Origin of the sequence: Enterobacter sp. Ag1 (assembly GCA_000277545.1) — a bacterium.
Taxonomy (GTDB): domain Bacteria; phylum Pseudomonadota; class Gammaproteobacteria; order Enterobacterales; family Enterobacteriaceae; genus Cedecea.
On the sequence record AKXM01000008.1, the window covers coordinates 111,468 to 128,552 of the forward strand.

The following is a 17,085-nucleotide window of genomic DNA, read 5'->3' on the forward strand; positions in this document are numbered from 1 at the left end:
ACATACGGTTACACAAGATAACGTTATTATCCGCAAGCTGAAAAACATAACCCATAAATGCTAGCTGTACCAGGAACCACCTCCTTGGCCTGCGCAATCTCCCTTGCGCAGGCTTTCTTTTTTCCGCTGATTCAGCCAGTTCTTACTCCCCCGCGCCCACTTTGCTCTACACTTTGATAATGCTCACTTTTCTGAGGTAAGTCATGGAGAGATCCCCGCATTCATTTTTGATTCTGAACGGTAAAGGCGCCGGTAACCCACAGCTGCGCGAGGCCGTGCATACGCTGCGTGAGGAAGGTTACACCTTGCATATCAGGGTGACCTGGGAAAAAGGTGATGCCGAACGTTACATTGACGAAGCCCTGAGCCTAGGCGTAGACACCGTGGTTGCCGGCGGCGGTGACGGCACAATCAATGAGATTGCCACCTGCCTCGCGAAGCTTTCTCCGGACAGCCGCCCGGCATTGGGCATTCTCCCGCTGGGGACGGCCAACGACTTTGCCACCAGCGTCGGTATTCCTGAGGACTTTGAAAAAGCGCTGCGCCTCGCGCTGTTTGGCAAAGCCGCCAATATCGACCTGGTGCAGGTCAACGATGAAGCCTTCTTCATCAACATGGCGACCGGCGGATTTGGCACACGCATCACCACCGAAACGCCAGAAAAACTCAAAGCAGCGCTTGGCGGCGTCTCATACTTTATTCACGGTTTAATGCGCATGGACATGCTCAAGCCGGATCGCTGCGACATTCGCGGAGAAGGCTTTAGCTGGCAGGGCGACGCATTAGTGATCGGCATCGGTAACGGTTGCCAGGCCGGCGGCGGGCAACAGCTTTGCCCGGAGGCGTTGATCAACGACGGGCTGCTTGATCTACGGATTTTCACCGGTGAAGACCTGCTTCCTGCGCTGTTGACTACGCTCACGCGCCCGGATGAAAACCCAAACATTATTGAAGGGAAATCGGCCTGGTTTGAGATTTCGGCCCCGCACGATATTACCTTTAACCTGGACGGGGAACCGCTGAGCGGACGGCATTTTCGCATTGAAGTGCATCCGAATGCGCTGGCCTGTCGTTTACCGCCTAATTGCCCGCTATTGGGGTAAGCCAGCACGGTGAAGCCTTTTCCCCTCTCCCTTCCAGGGAGAGGGTTAGGGTGAGGGTGAGGGTGAGGGTGAGGGTGAGGGTGAGGGTGAGGGTGAGGGTAATAATGCCACAGTATAAAAATCCGCATAAAAAAGCCCTCATAAAAGAGGGCCTTATAACCTTACTCAACAGAGCTTAAGCGATGGTCACTTTCTCATTCAGGTAAACATCCTGCACGGCGTTGATCAGCTTCACGCCGTCGGCCATTGATTTCTTGAACGCTTTGCGCCCCAGAATCAGCCCCATACCGCCCGCACGTTTGTTGATCACCGCCGTACGCACCGCATCCGCCAGGTCAGTTTCACCGCCAGCGGCACCGCCGGAGTTGATAAGGCCGGCACGGCCCATATAGCAGTTAGCCAGTTGGTAGCGCACCAGGTCGATAGGGTTGTCGGTGGTCAGCTTGCTGTAAACTTTTTCGTCGGTGTAGCCAAAGTTTACCGCTTTATAGCCGCCGTTATTCTCCGCCATTTTTTGCTTCACAATATCGGCCCCGATGGTCGCCGCCAGGTGGTTAGCCTGCCCGGTTAAGTCGGCGCTGACGTGATAATCCACCCCGTCTTTTTTAAATGCGGAGTTACGCAGATAGGCCCACAGCACGGTGACCAGGCCAAGTTCATGCGCACGCTCAAAGGCGGCGGAGATCTCTTCAATCTGGCGGCGGGATTCCGGTGAACCAAAGTAAATCGTGGCCCCGACAGCAACGGCGCCCATGTTGAAGGCCTGCTCTACGCTGGCGTACAGCGTCTGGTCGTAGGTGGTCGGGTAGCTCAACGTCTCATTGTGATTAAGCTTCACCAGGAACGGAATGCGGTGGGCATAGCGGCGTGAAACCGAGGCCAGTACGCCATAGGTAGAAGCCACACAGTTACAGCCTGCCTCGATGGCCAGTTCAACGATGTTTTTCGGATCGAAGTAGAGCGGGTTCGCGGCGAAAGAAGCCCCCGCCGAGTGTTCAACGCCCTGATCGACGGGAAGAATAGAGAGGTAGCCAGTCCCAGCCAGACGCCCGGTGTTGTACAACGTCTGCATGTTTCGCAGCACCGCAGGCGGGCGATTGTTGTCTACCATCACCCTGTCAACGTAGTCCGAGCCGGGCAGATAAAGCTGGTCTGCCGGAATAGTCATACAACGATGCTGTAACAAGCCGTCGGCATCTTTGCCAAGCAACTGCGCAATATCAGTCATAATACGCTCCCGTAAAGGCAGCGAGCCCCCTGCCCGCTGCGCATGAAGAATCCTGTTCTGCCGGGTCGAAAAAACCGGCCGCACTAAGCCTGGTACCGACGGCGGGGATTTGCCAGTTCAAGCGCACTTTTGCCTCCTTTCCAGGAGTAAAGCCAGGTGGCCACCCCGGCTATTTTTGCAAAGGCGATCATAGAATCGACGCAAAGGTATTTAAAAGGTATTATTAATTGGTATGGTTAAGGCACACCCTACACCTGTCATGAAGGTCCTGAGCATGAAACGTACAACGATTAGCCTTTCGTTCATGATGTTTATGGAATGGTTTATCTGGGGCGCCTGGTTTCTGCCCCTGTGGCTGTTCCTCAACAAAAGTGGTTTTACCGCCGGTGAAATCGGCTGGTCCTACGCCTGCACCGCCATCGCTGCTATTCTGTCTCCTATTCTGGTCGGCTCGCTGACCGACCGCTTCTTTGCCGCACAAAAAGTACTGGCGCTGCTGATGTTTGTCGGCGCCGGGCTGATGTATCTGGCCGCCCAGCAAACGGAGTTTGTCTATTTCTTCCCGTTACTGCTGGCTTACTCGCTCACCTATATGCCAACCATCGCGCTGACCAACAGCATCGCGTTTTCCAACGTCGACGACGTGGAGCGTGATTTCCCGCGTATTCGCGTGATGGGCACCATCGGCTGGATTGCCTCCGGGATCGTGTGTGGCTTCCTGCCGCAGATAATGGGCTTTAGCGATATCTCGCCAACCAACGTACCGCTGCTGATCACCGCCATCAGCTCGGTTATGTTAGGCGTATTCGCTTTGTTCCTGCCGAACACGCCGCCGAAAAGCACCGGCAAGCTCAGCCTGAAGGTGATGCTGGGCCTGGACGCGCTGGTGCTGCTGAAGGACAAAAACTTCCTGGTCTTCTTCTTCTGTTCCTTCCTGTTTGCGATGCCGCTGGCGTTCTACTACATCTTCGCCAACGGCTATCTGACCGAAGTCGGGATGCACAACGCCACGGGCTGGATGACGCTTGGCCAGTTCTCGGAAATCTTCTTTATGCTGGCGCTGCCGTTCTTCACTAAGCGCTTTGGTATTAAAAAGGTTCTGCTGCTGGGTCTGATCACCGCCGCCATCCGCTACGGCTTCTTTGTCTACGGCGACGCGTCGCACCTGTTCACTTACGGCCTGCTGTTCCTCGGCATTCTGCTGCACGGCGTGAGCTACGACTTCTACTACGTCACCGCCTACATTTACGTAGACAAGAAATCCCCGGTGTACATGCGCACCGCGGCGCAGGGGCTGATCACCCTTTGCTGCCAGGGCTTCGGCAGCCTGCTGGGCTACAGCTTTGGCGGCAAAATGATGGAAAAAATGTTTGCTTACTCCTCACCGGTGAACGGTCAGACCTTTAACTGGGCGGGGATGTGGGGCTTTGGCGCAATAATGATTGCCGTCATCGCCGTGCTGTTCATGGTCTTCTTCCGCGAGTCGGACAAAGAGATTGCTGCCATCGCCGTTGCCGGTGATGAATCTGAAAAAGTATTAAAGGAAGCGTAACAATGGAAAATCGTATTCTGGGAGCCTTTTACGGCCAGATGTTAGGTGATGCGATGGGGATGCCGTCCGAACTGTGGCCGCGCTCGCGGGTGAAGGCCCACTTCGGCTGGATAGACAAGTTCCTGCCGGGTCCGGCAGAAAACAACGCCGCCTGTTATTTTGCCCGCGCTAAGTTTACCGATGACACCTCAATGGCGCTGGCGCTGGCGGACGCCATCATCGAGCACCACGGGGTTATCAACCCGGACGCCATTGGCCGCCATATTCTGGCGTGGGCAGAAGGGTTCGACGCGTTTAACAAAAACGTGCTCGGCCCGACGTCGAAAATAGCCCTGAATGCGATTAAACAAGGCACGCCGGTAAGCGAGCTGGAAAACAACGGCGTAACCAACGGGGCGGCGATGCGTGCCTCCCCGCTTGGCTGCCTGCTGCCCACGGCCAGTCTCGATGAGTTTGTGGACGAGGTCGCGTTAGCTTCGAGCCCGACGCACAAATCAGATCTGGCCATTGCCGGGGCAGTCGTTATTGCCTGGGCCATTTCCCGCGCTATCGACGGCGCAAGCTGGGCCACAATTTGCGATGAGCTGCCCTCCATCGCCCGCCACGCGCAGGAAAAACGCATCACGACATTTAGCGCGTCCCTCGCGGCACGCCTGGAATTAGCGCTGAGCGTGGCAAGAAAAGCGCGCGGTACCGAATCCGCCATGGAAGAGATTTACCAGTTGGTCGGCACCGGTACCAGCACCGTTGAGTCGGTACCGGCGGCGATTGCGATGGTCGAACTGGCGAAAACCGACCCTAACCGCTGCGCCATCCTGTGCGCCAATCTCGGCGGAGACACCGACACCATCGGCGCTATGGCCACCGCTATCTGCGGCGCGCTGAACGGCGTGGAAAGCATCGACCCGGCGCTGAAACAGGAGCTGGATGAAGAGAACCAGCTCGACTTCACGCGCTACAGCCGCATCTTTATGGCCTATCGCCAGCAAAGAGAGGCCAGCCATGAAGCCAAATGAACTGCTGAGCAAACTGCCCCAGCTGCAGGCTCAACGCCCGGTTTGCGTGCTCGGTTCGGCGGTGATTGACGTCATCGCCGACGCCTACGCCCTCCCGTGGCGCGGTTGCGATATCGAACTGCATCAGCAGGGCGTGAACATTGGCGGCTGCGCGCTGAACATCGCCATCACGCTTTCGCGCCTCGGCATTGACTCGCAGAACGCGCTGCCAATTGGCCAGGGCACCTGGGCCGACATTATTCGCAACAGCCTGGAAAAACAGCACATCCGCAGCGAGATCCACACCGATACGGGAGACAATGGCTGGTGCCTGGCACTGGTCGAACCCGACGGCGAACGCACCTTTATGTCGTTTCGCGGCGTCGAGCATCAGTGGAATCAGGCCTGGCTTGACGGCCTGACCATCCCGCCAGGTAGCCTGCTCTCGCTCTCTGGCTACCAGCTTGCCGGGCCGTGTGCGGAACTGCTCGTTAGCTGGCTGGAGTCGCTGCGGGCAATTACCCCGTTCATCGACTTTGGCCCGCGTATCGCGGATATCCCGCAGCCGCTGCTGGCGCGGATTATGGCCTGCAAACCGATTGTTTCGCTCAACCGTCAGGAAGCGGCGATTGTTGCCGAATGGCTTGACGTGGAAGCGGAAAATATTGAAGCGATTTGCCGTACATGGCTCACCCGCTACGGCAGCCCGCTAATCGTTCGTTTAGATAAGGACGGCGCGTGGTTTGCGGCCGGCGATAACATAGGGATCGCTGCGCCCTTCCCGACTACCGTCGTGGATACCATCGGCGCGGGCGACAGCCATGCGGGCGGCACAATTGCGGGCCTGGCGGCAGGCTGGAGCCTGGAAGAAGCAGTCTGCCTCGGGAATGCGGTAGCCAGCTACGTGGTCGGCCACCGGGGCGGGGACTGCGCGCCAAAACTCGCGCAGCTCGAGCAAACCTTACTCCTCGCAGACGAAAACGTATAAGTCGCTGCGGCAATGGCTGATGCTGTACTCGATGGGCCGGTTGTGCGGGTCGAACGCCACCTGTTTGATGACCAAAACCGGCACCGGCGTTTCCAGTTTGATGTGTGACTGGAATTCGCTGTCCGGCATTCTGGCGCTGACCCGGCTGCGGGTGCGCTGAGGAATAATGTTCTGGCTGCGGAAGTAGTCGTACAGCGAAACGCCAATCTCATCCGGGTCGGCAATCAGCCCGGTCGGCACGTAAGACTCTTCGATAGACACCGCATCTTCATCCACGTAGCGAATGCGCTTGAGCAGGAAAACCTCGCTTTCCGCCGGGATCGCGAGCTGTTCAGCCACGTCTGCCGGGCATTTCACCACGCGTTTGTTCACCCACAGCGTATTTGGCTTTTTACCCCGAAGCACAACCTGCTGCGAAAAGCCCCTGGCCTCTTTCAGCGAATACTCAAACGTCGCATTAATTTGCGTCCCGTAGCCGCGCGAACGCGTCACCACGCCGTCATCTTCCAGCGCCTGCATCGCCTTGCGCACGGTAATGCGTGACACACCCGTGAGCTGGCTGAGATCGCGCTCCCCCGGCAGGATGTTGCCCTGCGGCAACAGGCCCGCGCGCACGGCGTTTTTCACCGTTTCGGCAAACCTGAGGTACAGAGGAGCGTTATCCGGAGCGGAAAAGCGCTGTTTGAGCTGTTCAACTAACTGGTGATGAGCCTGTTCCATGGTACGCAATTGTCCGGCAGGGAAGATGAAGCCAGTATAGTACCACTGGTATTACGCTGGCTAAAAACTTCTCTCTTAACCGACAGTTACCACCATTCGTGAAAATGATGTACCGGGCCGATACCGTGCCCGACCTCCAGCGAATCCGCCTGAGCCAGCGCCTTCGACAACCAGATTTTTGCGGCAGCCACGGTTTGCGCCCAGTCGTCATGGCGGGGGCGGAGCGCAGCCAGCGCGGCAGATAAAGTGCAGCCGGTGCCGTGGGTGTTTTTTGTTTGCACGCGCGGCGCGGTAAAGCGCTGGACATCGTGGCGAGTAAATAGCCAGTCCGGGCTTTCTGCGTCGTCGAGGTGCCCGCCTTTCATCAGCACAGCCTCGCAGCCCATTGCCAGCAGCGCTTCACCCTGTTCGCGCATCTCTTTTTCACTGCGCGCGTGGGGCGCATCCAGCAGCGCTGCCGCTTCAGGGAGATTGGGCGTGATCAGCGCGACATGCGGCAATAGCTTCCGACGTAAGCTTTCCACCGCCGACGGGGCCAGCAGCGGATCGCCGCTTTTCGCCAGCATCACCGTGTCCAGCACCACGTTTGGTACCTTATAGAACGCCAGTCGCTCTGCGACGGCTTCAACGATATCGGCCTCTGCCAGCATGCCAATTTTTGTGGTGTCGATGCGCACATCGCTCAATACCGAATCCAGCTGCGCCGCCACAAACTCAGGCTCAATACGATAAACGGACTGCACGCCACGGGTATTCTGCGCCACCAGCGCAGTGATCACGCTTGTGCCGTAAGCGCCGAGCGCGGAGAAAGTTTTCAGATCGGCCTGGATCCCCGCGCCACCGCTTGGATCGGTTCCGGCAATAGTTAATGCGTTGATGCGTTTCATGCCAGCCCCTCCGCGTTAAGCAGATAAAGGGCGTCGAGGAAGGCTGGGGTAAAACTGCCCGGCCCACGGCTGGCGGCGATGGCCTGCTCGCCGGCAAGCGACATAAAGCGGCACGCGCTGGCGACGTTGTCCAGCCTGTCTCCCGGTAAAGCACAGCACGCAGCAACCACGGCGGAAAGCGCGCAGCCGGTGCCGACCACACGCGTCATGAGTTCTCCCCCGCCGGTCACGGCAAACGTTCGTTCGCTATCGGTGACGTAATCAGTTTCTCCGGTTACGGCAACCACTGCACCGGTTTCGCGCGCCAGTTTTTGCGCCGCCGGGATCGCCGAAAGTGCATCATCGGTGCTGTCTACGCCACGGCCTCCGGCCTGCTCCCCTGCCAACGCCATGATTTCAGACGCATTACCGCGAATGGCGGCTGGTTTCAGTTGAATAATTTCGCGAGCGAAGCGCGTGCGGAAAGCCAAACCACCCACGGCGACCGGGTCTAGTGCCCACGGCGTTTCGGCGCTATTGGCGGCGTGAATAGCAGCCAGCATCGCCGTCGCGCGTTCTGAAGTCAGGGTGCCGATGTTGATCAGCAGCGCGCTGGCAAGCCCGCTAAATTGTGCCGCTTCTTCGGCTTCAATCACCATCGCCGGGGCAGCCCCAAGCGCCAGCAGCACGTTAGCGGTAAAGGTTTGCACTACGTCATTGGTCAGGCAGTGAACCAGCGGCGAATGCTGACGGAGGTGGTGCAAAACAGAGGCGGCGGTTGCGCCGGGTAGCAGGTCAGGTTGCATAACGGTAAGGCTCCTGTCCGGCGTGAAAGAAGGGACGCCGAACAGGCATCTGACTTCCCTACGCTGGCATTATCCAGATCAGGTGGTACGGGTATTTCTCAGCCTTCACAAGGAAGGGCACCCCGAGTCATTTAAATCAAAATCAAAAGCTTGCGATTAACATCCCGTTAATCCCTGTTCTGGATCATGCCAGCGGAAAGCCAAAGCCGCAACCCCCTCAAAAACGGCATGTGCGCGGTATCGCGACTCTCGCTGTATCCCACAGCCAAACGACAAAAAAACCGGATTGCTCCAGCCTCGTTCAGTTGTCGTTTTCGTTGTTGTTTTTAAATCCATAGATCTGAATGTGAAGAAGAAAACCGTTTAGCCTCAGAAATTACAAGAATAATCTTAAAAATAAATTATCAAATCAATTATATGCATTGACCGTTTTTATAGATAATTATTTAGTTATTGATTTCTATTATTGATCAATAATTTTTAAAATTTCATTATCAATCAACTGGAATATAATATGCACTCCGAATTCATCGCTGAACCCATAATGAACCTTGTCGAGATTACCCGAAATGACGGGCAAACCGGGCAGTGTCCGATCGTCGATATTAGGTTCAAGAAAATTAATATCGTCAGCACCAAGATGGAAAAAGTACCTCCAGCTCTGGGCCGTGCCAATGCGCAGATCGGCAACGCAGCCAAAACGCGAGCAGGATCCTGAAGCCCGCATCGTCGGCGTGCTGGCTGCGTTACTGAAACAGTCCTGAGGCGACTGTTTAACCCTCTGCTATATCGTGCTTTTTCATTTTCAAAATCAATAAACCGCACAAATTCATTCACCATCTAAATAATTGCACAGATTTTCGCCAGTGCTATTATATCTGTATTAATATTTTTAAGGGAAAGGAACACCCCACATGGCTAATGTTGTATTTCCAAAAACTGTATTTACTACACTTAAACCTTTTAATGATTATAGTGCTAATGATATGCGTTACGGCGATATGTCAGAAGACAGATTAAAAAGAGAGTTTGGGTTAACAAACGTATCAAATGTCGTAGACCCTTACACATTAACCAGGCTTACCGCGTTCGATAACCCCCAATCAAGATTTGCAGGCGTATACAGTGGAAAGCATAACTCCGGGACTGTAAGCATTCAAGAATGTGCAAAGCTACTTTTTGAAGAAATGCTAAAAACATCTCTTCCGTATTCTTGTATAGGTCCGTACAAATATTTGATTAATCAAATGCTAAGGCATTTTTATCGTTCATCTGGAACGCCGTTTAATGATGAGCACTTAAATGCTGCATATAGCCATAAATTACACTCTAATTATTCTACAAAAAACACAGTAACTTACATGCGAAAATCTATTGGGTTACTTGTTGATTATCAAAATAAAGGATTCCCTCAAGATAGGTTGAAAGACCTTGAAGCTGCAATTGAAATATCTATTCTTCCTAAGTTCAACTCACCTATACATGATAAGATCAACGGAATGGGGATCACCGTTCATGATGTTTACGCAACAAAAATAGATATAATAAGTTTTGATGTGAACGATTCCGGTTGGAAATCAAGAGTTAAATTTACAGGGCAAGACCATTTTGGGCTAGATGTTGATGACATAAGAAAGAAAAAATTCAACCAATTCCAGTTTTTTAAAATATGGTTTGTATTACAGCGATTTAGTCGATTTGGCTTTAAACCATTTTTAACAAATATGGAAGCAGTGATCGACATAGAAGGAAAACGCTGATGCGTATATTTACAATTCTGATCCTGGTAACCTTATTGGGTTATGGTGGTTATTACGTCTTAGGTAATAGAAATGCGATGATTAAGGGCGCTCATTACAATGGAAGTACTGCCGTAATCCTCGTTGATAGACTGCCGTTCACTGAGTCGGCAAAAATTCATTGGTGGGAACGCAATCAGAACCAGATTAGAGAGCAATATCATATCCCTTCTGGTAAGGCTGGCCCATTTCTTATTTCTGTGTTTGCTTTCGGTGATGGTTATCAGGAAGAAGGAAAAGAAGATCGATTATGCTTTAAGGATGTAAAGCCACCTAAAAACTGTATTGATAAAAATATTATCATGCAGATCTGGCGTGAACGCGATGGCAGCACAAGCTATGACTTTTAGGCGCTCCACGCTCTTCTGCCATCAAGCGGCCCGCCAGTAACTGCACTTTCAAACGTAAGCGCCTTACCCCTTTTCACCCCGATTGTAACAGCGGTGTGAGCAGCCTGGCACCAGCGCAAATAATGAATGTGAACGACCTGTTTTATCGCTTTTAAACACTCTCCACTAAGAATTTTCTTATGATTTAGATCAAGGATTGCATTGTCACATTTCGGGATAGTTCATGGCCGTTATTAGTGCACTCAATAATGCATTGGACCGTTCAATTTATTTATGGTGAGAGAAAAATGAAATCCTTTAACTTTGGTCAATCAATGGCTTTGGTGTTTGGTATTTTGGTCCTTTCGACTTCAGCCAGGGCTGATGTGGTAAGCGACTTCTATAATAATATGGTGAATAAATCTATTACCTGGCAGGAAGCAAAGGCCAGTTTTGAAAGTATGGATGCGTCGCAGCAGCAGGCTGTACGGGATTACGATCGCGCCCATCAGACAAACTATACCAGCGATTTTGTGAGTGGGACGGTGACGACCCCGCATATGGACGGGAATCATTCAGAGCCCGTTCCGCCGCATCTCGATGCTCCCCACTCAATCGTCGCCAGCACGCTTACCCCTTCAACGGCGATAATTATGGATCCGGTTGTACCGTCCACAGCCGATAAAAGTTCACACCTGGACAGCCCGCTGACAGATGCCGACCGCCAGGCAGCCAAGGACAAAGCGATGATCGAATATGTCCAGTCTCAGGTTAAAAACGGCGCTGATGGTAAAAACGGAACAAATGGTATTAATGGCAAAAATGGCCTGATAACCGCCGAAACGAAACTTGATACGGCAACGCAGGCACGCGTATCCACTAACGCTAACAATATTTCTTTAAATACGGAACATGCAGAAAATAATACCCGCCTGATTCAGGCCAACAGCCTATCGATAGACAAATTAAATAATGCATTTTCTGCATTAAAAGACGAAGTTAACAATAATCAAAAAGAGGCCAACGCGGGTATCTCTGGCGCGATGGCAATGAGCAATATACCGCAGGTGATGAATAATCAAACCGTGGCTATAGGGGCAGGGATTGGCGGCTATGAAGGTGAAAATGCTTTAGCCGTGGGCGCCTCTACACGTATCGGAAATGCTGTTGTTGTGAAAGCCACCGTCAGTGATGATACAGAAAACAATATGGGTTACGGCGCGGGGTTATCTGTAGGCTGGTAAGTTTTCCCAGGCAACATTTACTTCGTTAAAACCACTGCTAAGCTCTATTTCAGCGCCTTTTCAAAGGCGCATTTTGGGCAGTCGGGGCTTTGGCCCGGCAGGGAATGAGCAAAAAAACACAGTGGTCAGAGAACAACATGAAATATATTATTTTACTCATCATTATTATTTCAGTGGTCTATGTGCATTATCGCGGCAAGATTCGCTTTCGTTTCTGGCGGCAGCTTTCGGACCATTCCACGTTTACCGCCCCGCTTAACGGTTTTATGTATCTTTTCTCCAGGGTGCCGAATACGCCCTATTTAACACCGGAAACCTTTCCCGAGCTGACAACGCTGCGGGAAAACTGGGAAGTGATTCGCGACGAAGGTATGCATCTGCAACAAATGGAGCAGATAAAAGCCGCGGATAAATTTAACGACGCCGGTTTCAACTCCTTCTTTAAAACAGGCTGGAAGCGCTTTTACCTGAAATGGTATGAAAACGCCCACCCGTCGGCCAGCATACTGTGCCCGAAAACCACCGAACTGCTGCGCACCATTCCTTCCATCAAAGCTGCGATGTTCGCCACCCTGCCCGACGGCAGCCGCCTGCCGAGGCATCGGGATCCGTACGCCGGTTCGCTGCGTTTTCACCTTGGACTTGCGACCCCGAATGACGATCGCTGCTTTATTGAAGTGGACGGGAAGCGCTATAGCTGGCGGGACGGTGAAGGCGTGCTGTTCGATGAAACCTATATTCACTACGCGGAAAACACCAGCGGCGAAAATCGCCTGATTCTGTTCTGCGACGTGGAAAGACCGATGCGCTACCGCTGGGCTCAGGCGGTTAACCACTGGCTGGGGCGCAACCTGATGAGCGCCGCGTCGGCACCTAACGATGAAAACGACCGCATCGGTGGGATCAACCGCGCTTTCCGCTACATCTATCAGATTCGTATCGTCGGCAAGAAGTTAAAAAGCTGGAATAAAACGGTGTATTACATCGTGAAATGGATCCTGTTTGGCGGGATTGCCGTGCTTATCTGGCGGGCGTTTTAGTTCACATCCGCGAAATAAACGAGCCTTTGCAGTAATAGCCAGGGCTCGTTATCCGTTATCCGTAATCAGGCCAGTGACGCAATCTGTTTTTTCGCATCGGCGAGTGCGGCGCTTTTCGCTTCGTCGCCACGGCTCAGGTTTTCTGCGCGAATAATGGTCACATCGGTCAGGCCAATAAAGCCCAGTACCGCTTTCAAATAGGATTCCTGATGCTCCAGGAATGCCGCCGGGCTGTCGCCGGTGTACTGGCCGCCGCGCGAAGAAGCGATAAACACTTTTTTGCCTTTTGGCAGCAGGCCTTCCGGGCCGTTGGCGCCGTACTGGAAGGTGCGTCCAGCCACACAAACGCGGTCGATCCACGCCTTAAGCTGGGATGGAATAGAAAAGTTGTACATCGGCACGCCAATGACAATCACGTCTGCGGCGAACAGGTCGTCAATAAACGCCCCACCGGCCGCGAGATCTGCGCCCAGCTCAGCGTCGGTCACTTCCGCGCCCTGGAAAGCGGCAATGTGCTTGTCGGACAGGTGCTGAGCCGGGGACTGCACCAGGTCGCGGTAAATCACGGTGGCACCGGGGTGCAGCGTTTTCTGGCGGGCAACAATCTCCGCGGACAGCTGGCGGCTGACGGAATAACCGCCCAGAACACTGGTATCAATATGCAGGATAGTCGACATCGTTTTGGCCTCTGAAATGGAGTCTGATTTAGGGGATAAGCGCGTTAAGAGTTTTTTTAGAGCCGTTAACATAGGTGTGCTCAATCTTTAAGATTCTCTGGACATGGCAGCCACTATGCCACCGCCTTTCCCACCCGAATAGCCGTTATATTTCGATGCAATCCATCGCCATGTCCGATACATCATCGCCAATGACAAACCCATGCCGAAGGGCTATATTGCGCTTCATCCCTTGACAGCCAGGCAGGAACCACAATGCTGGACGGTATTTCGCTGGACCAACTTCGCACGTTTATTGCCGCCGTCGACGAAGGCAGCTTCTCTGCGGCTGCTCGCAAGATGTACCGCGCCCAGTCGGTGATCAGCGATTTGATTAAGGGGCTGGAAGCCCAGATCGGCGTGCAGCTGTTCGACCGTTCCGGCCGCTATCCAAAGCTAACGCCAGAAGGTGAAGTGCTGCTGATCGATGCCCGCTGCATTGTTTCTGGCGTCGATTTTATGAAGGCGAGAGCGCGCGGTATGTCGTCGGGGCTGGAATCTGAACTTTCGGTGGTGGTGGACGTTTTCTTCCCGCTGGAGGCGATGACTTCGGCGGCCAAAGCCTTCCGCGAACAGTTTCCCGGCACGCCGCTGCGTCTGTTTGTAGAGGCGCTGGGTGGGGGCTACAAACCGGTGCTTAACGGCAGCGCGGGGATTGGTATTCTGGGCTCACTGCCGGATATGCCGGCCTCGCTGACCGGGGAGCGTCTGACCGGCGTTTCGCTGGTGATGGTAGCCGCGCCCGATCACCCGCTGGCGCAGTTCGAAGGCATCATTCCAAAGTCCGAACTGACCAAACACGTTCAGCTGGTGCTGACCGACCGCTCGGAGCTTTCCAAAGGGAAAGAGTTTGGCGTGATGTCACCTTCCACCTGGCGGCTGGGCGATCTGCTGGCCAAACACGCCTTTTTGCTCGATGGCCTCGGCTGGGGCAGCATGCCGTCACACGTTGTCGAACGAGATATTCGCGAGGGGCGGCTGGTGCGGCTGAACATTGAGGATGTTCCGCCGGCAGGGCTCGCACTGCCGATGTTTGGCGTCTACCCGATTGCCTCCCCGCCCGGCCCGGCCGGACGCTGGCTGATTGAACGGCTTAAAAACCTCTGCCCGGCAAAACTGGCCGCCAGTTCGCCCAAAACTAGCGGCGAGTAAGCAACCGGTGAGTCACCCTCTCCTCACCGAAAACGGCCTGAAACCCGGCGGCTTCATAAAAACGAAAGGCGTGTTCGGGAGCATGGGTGTTATAAAAATCAAACCAGTGGTCTCCGCCGGCAACCAGGGCCTGCAGCAGTTGCTGCCCTGCTCCCTTTCCCCGCCAGGCCAGGCTAAGGTACAGGTGTCGAATACGCCCCGCGCGTTCGTCTGCTGAAAACGGGTCGCGATTAAGCCCGCCAATGCCGACCAGTTCCTCACGGGCAAAGACACCCAGTAGTTTTTCTCCGGGCAAGTCAAAACGGTTTTCTCCGCTAAGCCAGTTGGCTTCAAGCCGGCGCAGCATATTGTACTGTTCCTCAACGCTTTGCGCTTTGAGTGAGGCAAAGCCTTTGTTATCCGGCGTCACCAACATTATTCGCAGCACGGTTATCCCTCCCATTAATCCCACTGCTAGTCGCTATCAATATCCAGCAGGTTATTTAAAGCATGAGCCCGCAGCTCGTTAACTTTACTGATGCTTTTCTCCGGCGAGGAGCGAATCACATCGCGCGGATCGTTGATCAGCACGCGGCCATGGCTGTCGACTAAGAATTGCAGATCGTCGATGTGCAATTCATGATTTTTCAGCTTGTTAATAATGGCGTTACAGTCGGCCAGGACATTTTGATTGAATTTCTTATCGTCCGGCAGGCTTTTCTTATTATTCACGATATCTTCGGAATCAAAAGCGTTGTGAATGTAGTCTTTCTCCACGCCCACGTGACCGCCATGTTTAATCAATGCATGAGCGTCCACCACGGGAAAACCGAGATGCTTAAGCTGTTTGGTCGTTTCCAGCTCTTTTAAAGCGTACTGCTCCGCTGAAATGGTGCCGGTGGTGCCGGGTCTGAACAGGCACAGGCACTTGCGCGGATCCTGTCGTGAGTGAAAAACATCTTTTTGACTACCTGCGCCAATTTTCTGCCCCAGCGACGGTACATCCTGAAACGCCGTGGCCGGTGTCTGTACATTAGACGTATGAAAGTGCCGCCCCTGGGCTGCATTGTTTGAAACGCTATACACGATGGACTCTCCTGTGTGGTTCAACACCACGGTTCAGTAAAGCCCTTGAGTGGCCAAAGCAGACGACAGGTTCCCGTCAGCCTCGCCCTGGCATCTTTCGTAACCAGAAAAACTCCCGCGTCCCCATTCCAAACGCTATGAGATCGATTATCATTCCCTTCCTAAATTTTCCCGTTCTGAAGGTCATCCATGTTCACAGTGTTTACCGCCAAAGCTCGCTGGCTGCTCGCCGCCGTTGCCCTGCTGAGCTTCGCCGCCCAGGCCGCCCCGATTGTTGTTACCGACGTAGCGGGCCGGGAAGTGACGCTGCCCCGTCCGGCAAAGCGCGTGATGCTGGCCGATGCGCGCGCCCTGCTGGCGCTGAATATTATTCACCCGAAGGATCCGCTGGAAAACATCATTGCCTGGGATAACTCGCTGAAGACCAAAGCGCCCGATCTGGCGGACGCCTATGCGCGAAAATTCCCCCAGGTAAGCAAAATCACGATGTTTGAAAATCCGTACTACACGGATTTCAGCGTTGAAAAAGCGGTCACCTTACAGCCGGATCTGATTATTTTTGACATCGGCGTGCTGGCCAAACTGAAGAACAGCGGCGTGCTGAACCAGCTGGAAAAAGTGGGTATTCCGGTGCTGATTATCGACTTCCGCCAGCAGCCGCTGACCAACACTTTGCCCAGCATTGAGTTACTCGGCAAAGTGTTTGATGAGCAGAAAAACGCAGACGCCTTTATTCAGCACTACCAGCAGAGGATGAACCTGGTGCGCGAGCGCGTGGCGACGCTGAAACCTGAGCAGCGCCCGAGCGTGTTTATTGAACGCGCGGCGGGCATTCGCGGCGACGAATGTTGCCAGACTTTCGGCAAGGGCAGCTACGGCCAGTTTATTGATACCGCCGGTGGCAACAATATTGGCAGCAAGCTGTTCCCTGAAATGAGCGGCCAGGTGAATACCGAGCAGGTGATCACCAGCAACCCGGACTTTTACCTGATGACGGGTGCCGACTGGAACCGCGGCAACCGTTCGCCAAAAGCCGTGCCGCTGGGCTATATGGCCGATAAAACCGTGGCCGAACAGAAGCTCAAAGGGCTGATGAACCGGACCGGCATTAACGTGCTCACGGCGGTGAAAGAGAAGCGCGTGATGGCGATTTACCATCAATTCTACGACTCTCCGCTGAACTATATTGCGGTGGAAACCATCGCTAAGTTCCTGCACCCGGATTTGTTCAAAGACATCGATCCACAGGCCGACATCGAGCAAGCTCACAAGCAGTTCACCGCCCTGGATTACAGCGGCGTGTTCTGGGTTATCCCTTAACAACCTGAATTCCCGGTCTGTTCATCTGTACTGCCGAGCGGTCATCCAACCACTCGGTTTTTTTTGCTTACTTTTCGCCTTATCCCGAATTATTCCGCAACAAAACTATTTACTTGAAAATAATTATCATTAAGATTGTCATTTCCAAAAAAACTCATAACG

Annotated in this window: 17 protein-coding genes and 1 riboswitch; of the genes, 10 read left to right on the forward strand and 7 right to left on the reverse strand. The window is 53.7% G+C overall.

The genetic code is table 11. From position 1 onward, the window contains the following. The first annotated feature begins 203 nt into the window (after positions 1-203). Entirely contained in the window at positions 204-1,103 is a 900-nt protein-coding gene (gene yegS / locus A936_RS04700; RefSeq protein ID WP_008455137.1) for a lipid kinase YegS, read from the forward strand. 175 nt (positions 1,104-1,278) lie between these two features. On the opposite strand, the gene fbaB is transcribed toward yegS, so the two are convergent. Continuing rightward, positions 1,279-2,331, reverse strand: a complete 1,053-nt coding sequence (gene fbaB / locus A936_RS04705) for a class I fructose-bisphosphate aldolase (RefSeq protein ID WP_008455139.1) — start codon at positions 2,329-2,331, stop codon at positions 1,279-1,281. Between the two features lie 259 nt (positions 2,332-2,590). On the opposite strand from fbaB, the gene A936_RS04710 reads away from it, so the two are divergent. Genes A936_RS04710 through A936_RS04720 form a run of 3 tightly spaced genes read left to right on the forward strand, consistent with a single transcriptional unit; the run spans position 2,591 to position 5,866 of the window. Continuing rightward, a complete protein-coding gene (locus A936_RS04710) occupies positions 2,591-3,883 on the forward strand; it encodes a nucleoside permease (RefSeq protein ID WP_008455141.1) in 1,293 nt (430 codons plus the stop codon). Between the two features lie 2 nt (positions 3,884-3,885). Further along, entirely contained in the window at positions 3,886-4,899 is a 1,014-nt protein-coding gene (locus tag A936_RS04715; RefSeq protein ID WP_008455144.1) for an ADP-ribosylglycohydrolase family protein, read from the forward strand. Beyond that, complete coding sequence (locus tag A936_RS04720; protein WP_008455147.1) at positions 4,886-5,866, forward strand: PfkB family carbohydrate kinase; 981 nt, start codon at positions 4,886-4,888, stop codon at positions 5,864-5,866. Before A936_RS04715 ends, A936_RS04720 begins: the two co-directional genes overlap by 14 nt. On the opposite strand, the gene A936_RS04725 is transcribed toward A936_RS04720, so the two are convergent. The 3 genes from A936_RS04725 to thiM form a co-directional block, all read right to left on the reverse strand. Further along, positions 5,840-6,586 carry a GntR family transcriptional regulator gene (locus A936_RS04725; RefSeq protein ID WP_008455149.1) on the reverse strand — a complete coding sequence of 249 codons (747 nt, stop codon included), beginning with the start codon at positions 6,584-6,586 and terminating at the stop codon, positions 5,840-5,842. The two genes, A936_RS04720 and A936_RS04725, sit on opposite strands and share 27 nt — an antisense overlap. A gap of 86 nt (positions 6,587-6,672) precedes the next feature. Beyond that, positions 6,673-7,473: a bifunctional hydroxymethylpyrimidine kinase/phosphomethylpyrimidine kinase gene (gene thiD / locus A936_RS04730; protein ID WP_008455152.1), complete on the reverse strand. Its 801-nt coding sequence runs from the start codon at positions 7,471-7,473 to the stop codon at positions 6,673-6,675. Further along, positions 7,470-8,258: a hydroxyethylthiazole kinase gene (gene thiM / locus A936_RS04735; RefSeq protein WP_008455155.1), complete on the reverse strand. Its 789-nt coding sequence runs from the start codon at positions 8,256-8,258 to the stop codon at positions 7,470-7,472. Before thiM ends, thiD begins: the two co-directional genes overlap by 4 nt. A 38-nt stretch (positions 8,259-8,296) precedes the next feature. Further along, positions 8,297-8,393, reverse strand: a riboswitch (TPP riboswitch). 779 nt (positions 8,394-9,172) lie between these two features. On the opposite strand from thiM, the gene A936_RS04745 reads away from it, so the two are divergent. The 4 genes from A936_RS04745 to lpxO all read left to right on the forward strand — a co-directional run bounded on the left by A936_RS04745 (position 9,173) and on the right by lpxO (position 12,670). Continuing rightward, a complete protein-coding gene (locus tag A936_RS04745) occupies positions 9,173-10,018 on the forward strand; it encodes a DUF3289 family protein (RefSeq protein ID WP_008455159.1) in 846 nt (281 codons plus the stop codon). Continuing rightward, entirely contained in the window at positions 10,018-10,407 is a 390-nt protein-coding gene (locus tag A936_RS04750) for a DUF943 family protein (RefSeq protein ID WP_008455161.1), read from the forward strand. The genes A936_RS04745 and A936_RS04750 overlap by 1 nt, the downstream gene beginning before the upstream one ends. Before the next feature lie 248 nt (positions 10,408-10,655). Then, positions 10,656-11,630 (forward strand): YadA C-terminal domain-containing protein, encoded by a 975-nt coding sequence (locus A936_RS22585; protein WP_083845840.1) that lies wholly within the window; start codon positions 10,656-10,658, stop codon positions 11,628-11,630. 137 nt (positions 11,631-11,767) lie between these two features. Next, positions 11,768-12,670, forward strand: coding sequence for a lipid A hydroxylase LpxO (gene lpxO, locus A936_RS04760; protein ID WP_008455165.1), 903 nt, complete (start codon positions 11,768-11,770; stop codon positions 12,668-12,670). Between the two features lie 65 nt (positions 12,671-12,735). Here the strand turns inward: lpxO and A936_RS04765 are convergent, their stop codons facing one another. Then, complete coding sequence (locus A936_RS04765; RefSeq protein ID WP_237717565.1) at positions 12,736-13,347, reverse strand: FMN-dependent NADH-azoreductase; 612 nt, start codon at positions 13,345-13,347, stop codon at positions 12,736-12,738. A 255-nt stretch (positions 13,348-13,602) separates the two neighbouring features. Between A936_RS04765 and A936_RS04770 the strand changes: the two genes are divergently transcribed. Then, on the forward strand, positions 13,603-14,538 hold the full coding sequence (locus A936_RS04770; RefSeq protein WP_008455169.1) for a LysR family transcriptional regulator: 936 nt from the start codon (positions 13,603-13,605) through the stop codon (positions 14,536-14,538). On the opposite strand, the gene A936_RS04775 is transcribed toward A936_RS04770, so the two are convergent. Then, positions 14,525-14,980, reverse strand: a complete 456-nt coding sequence (locus A936_RS04775) for a GNAT family N-acetyltransferase (RefSeq protein ID WP_157141378.1) — start codon at positions 14,978-14,980, stop codon at positions 14,525-14,527. The genes A936_RS04770 and A936_RS04775 overlap by 14 nt on opposite strands. Positions 14,981-14,991: 11 nt before the next feature. Next, entirely contained in the window at positions 14,992-15,603 is a 612-nt protein-coding gene (gene hopBF1, locus A936_RS04780; protein WP_008455173.1) for a T3SS effector protein kinase HopBF1, read from the reverse strand. A gap of 189 nt (positions 15,604-15,792) precedes the next feature. Between hopBF1 and A936_RS04785 the strand changes: the two genes are divergently transcribed. Next, positions 15,793-16,923: an ABC transporter substrate-binding protein gene (locus tag A936_RS04785; RefSeq protein WP_008455175.1), complete on the forward strand. Its 1,131-nt coding sequence runs from the start codon at positions 15,793-15,795 to the stop codon at positions 16,921-16,923. Positions 16,924-17,085: the final 162 nt, after the last annotated feature.

What these genes read in the sequence shown, in the direction of transcription:
- yegS (WP_008455137.1), top strand. Translation starts at nt 204, where the DNA reads ATGGAGAGATCCCCGCATTCATTTTTGATTCTGAACGGTAAAGGCGCC.
- fbaB (WP_008455139.1), bottom strand. Translation starts at nt 2,331, where the DNA reads ATGACTGATATTGCGCAGTTGCTTGGCAAAGATGCCGACGGCTTGTTA.
- A936_RS04710 (WP_008455141.1), top strand. Translation starts at nt 2,591, where the DNA reads ATGAAGGTCCTGAGCATGAAACGTACAACGATTAGCCTTTCGTTCATG.
- A936_RS04715 (WP_008455144.1), top strand. Translation starts at nt 3,886, where the DNA reads ATGGAAAATCGTATTCTGGGAGCCTTTTACGGCCAGATGTTAGGTGAT.
- A936_RS04720 (WP_008455147.1), top strand. Translation starts at nt 4,886, where the DNA reads ATGAAGCCAAATGAACTGCTGAGCAAACTGCCCCAGCTGCAGGCTCAA.
- A936_RS04725 (WP_008455149.1), bottom strand. Translation starts at nt 6,586, where the DNA reads ATGGAACAGGCTCATCACCAGTTAGTTGAACAGCTCAAACAGCGCTTT.
- thiD (WP_008455152.1), bottom strand. Translation starts at nt 7,473, where the DNA reads ATGAAACGCATCAACGCATTAACTATTGCCGGAACCGATCCAAGCGGT.
- thiM (WP_008455155.1), bottom strand. Translation starts at nt 8,258, where the DNA reads ATGCAACCTGACCTGCTACCCGGCGCAACCGCCGCCTCTGTTTTGCAC.
- A936_RS04745 (WP_008455159.1), top strand. Translation starts at nt 9,173, where the DNA reads ATGGCTAATGTTGTATTTCCAAAAACTGTATTTACTACACTTAAACCT.
- A936_RS04750 (WP_008455161.1), top strand. Translation starts at nt 10,018, where the DNA reads ATGCGTATATTTACAATTCTGATCCTGGTAACCTTATTGGGTTATGGT.
- A936_RS22585 (WP_083845840.1), top strand. Translation starts at nt 10,656, where the DNA reads ATGCATTGGACCGTTCAATTTATTTATGGTGAGAGAAAAATGAAATCC.
- lpxO (WP_008455165.1), top strand. Translation starts at nt 11,768, where the DNA reads ATGAAATATATTATTTTACTCATCATTATTATTTCAGTGGTCTATGTG.
- A936_RS04765 (WP_237717565.1), bottom strand. Translation starts at nt 13,347, where the DNA reads ATGTCGACTATCCTGCATATTGATACCAGTGTTCTGGGCGGTTATTCC.
- A936_RS04770 (WP_008455169.1), top strand. Translation starts at nt 13,603, where the DNA reads ATGCTGGACGGTATTTCGCTGGACCAACTTCGCACGTTTATTGCCGCC.
- A936_RS04775 (WP_157141378.1), bottom strand. Translation starts at nt 14,980, where the DNA reads ATGGGAGGGATAACCGTGCTGCGAATAATGTTGGTGACGCCGGATAAC.
- A936_RS04785 (WP_008455175.1), top strand. Translation starts at nt 15,793, where the DNA reads ATGTTCACAGTGTTTACCGCCAAAGCTCGCTGGCTGCTCGCCGCCGTT.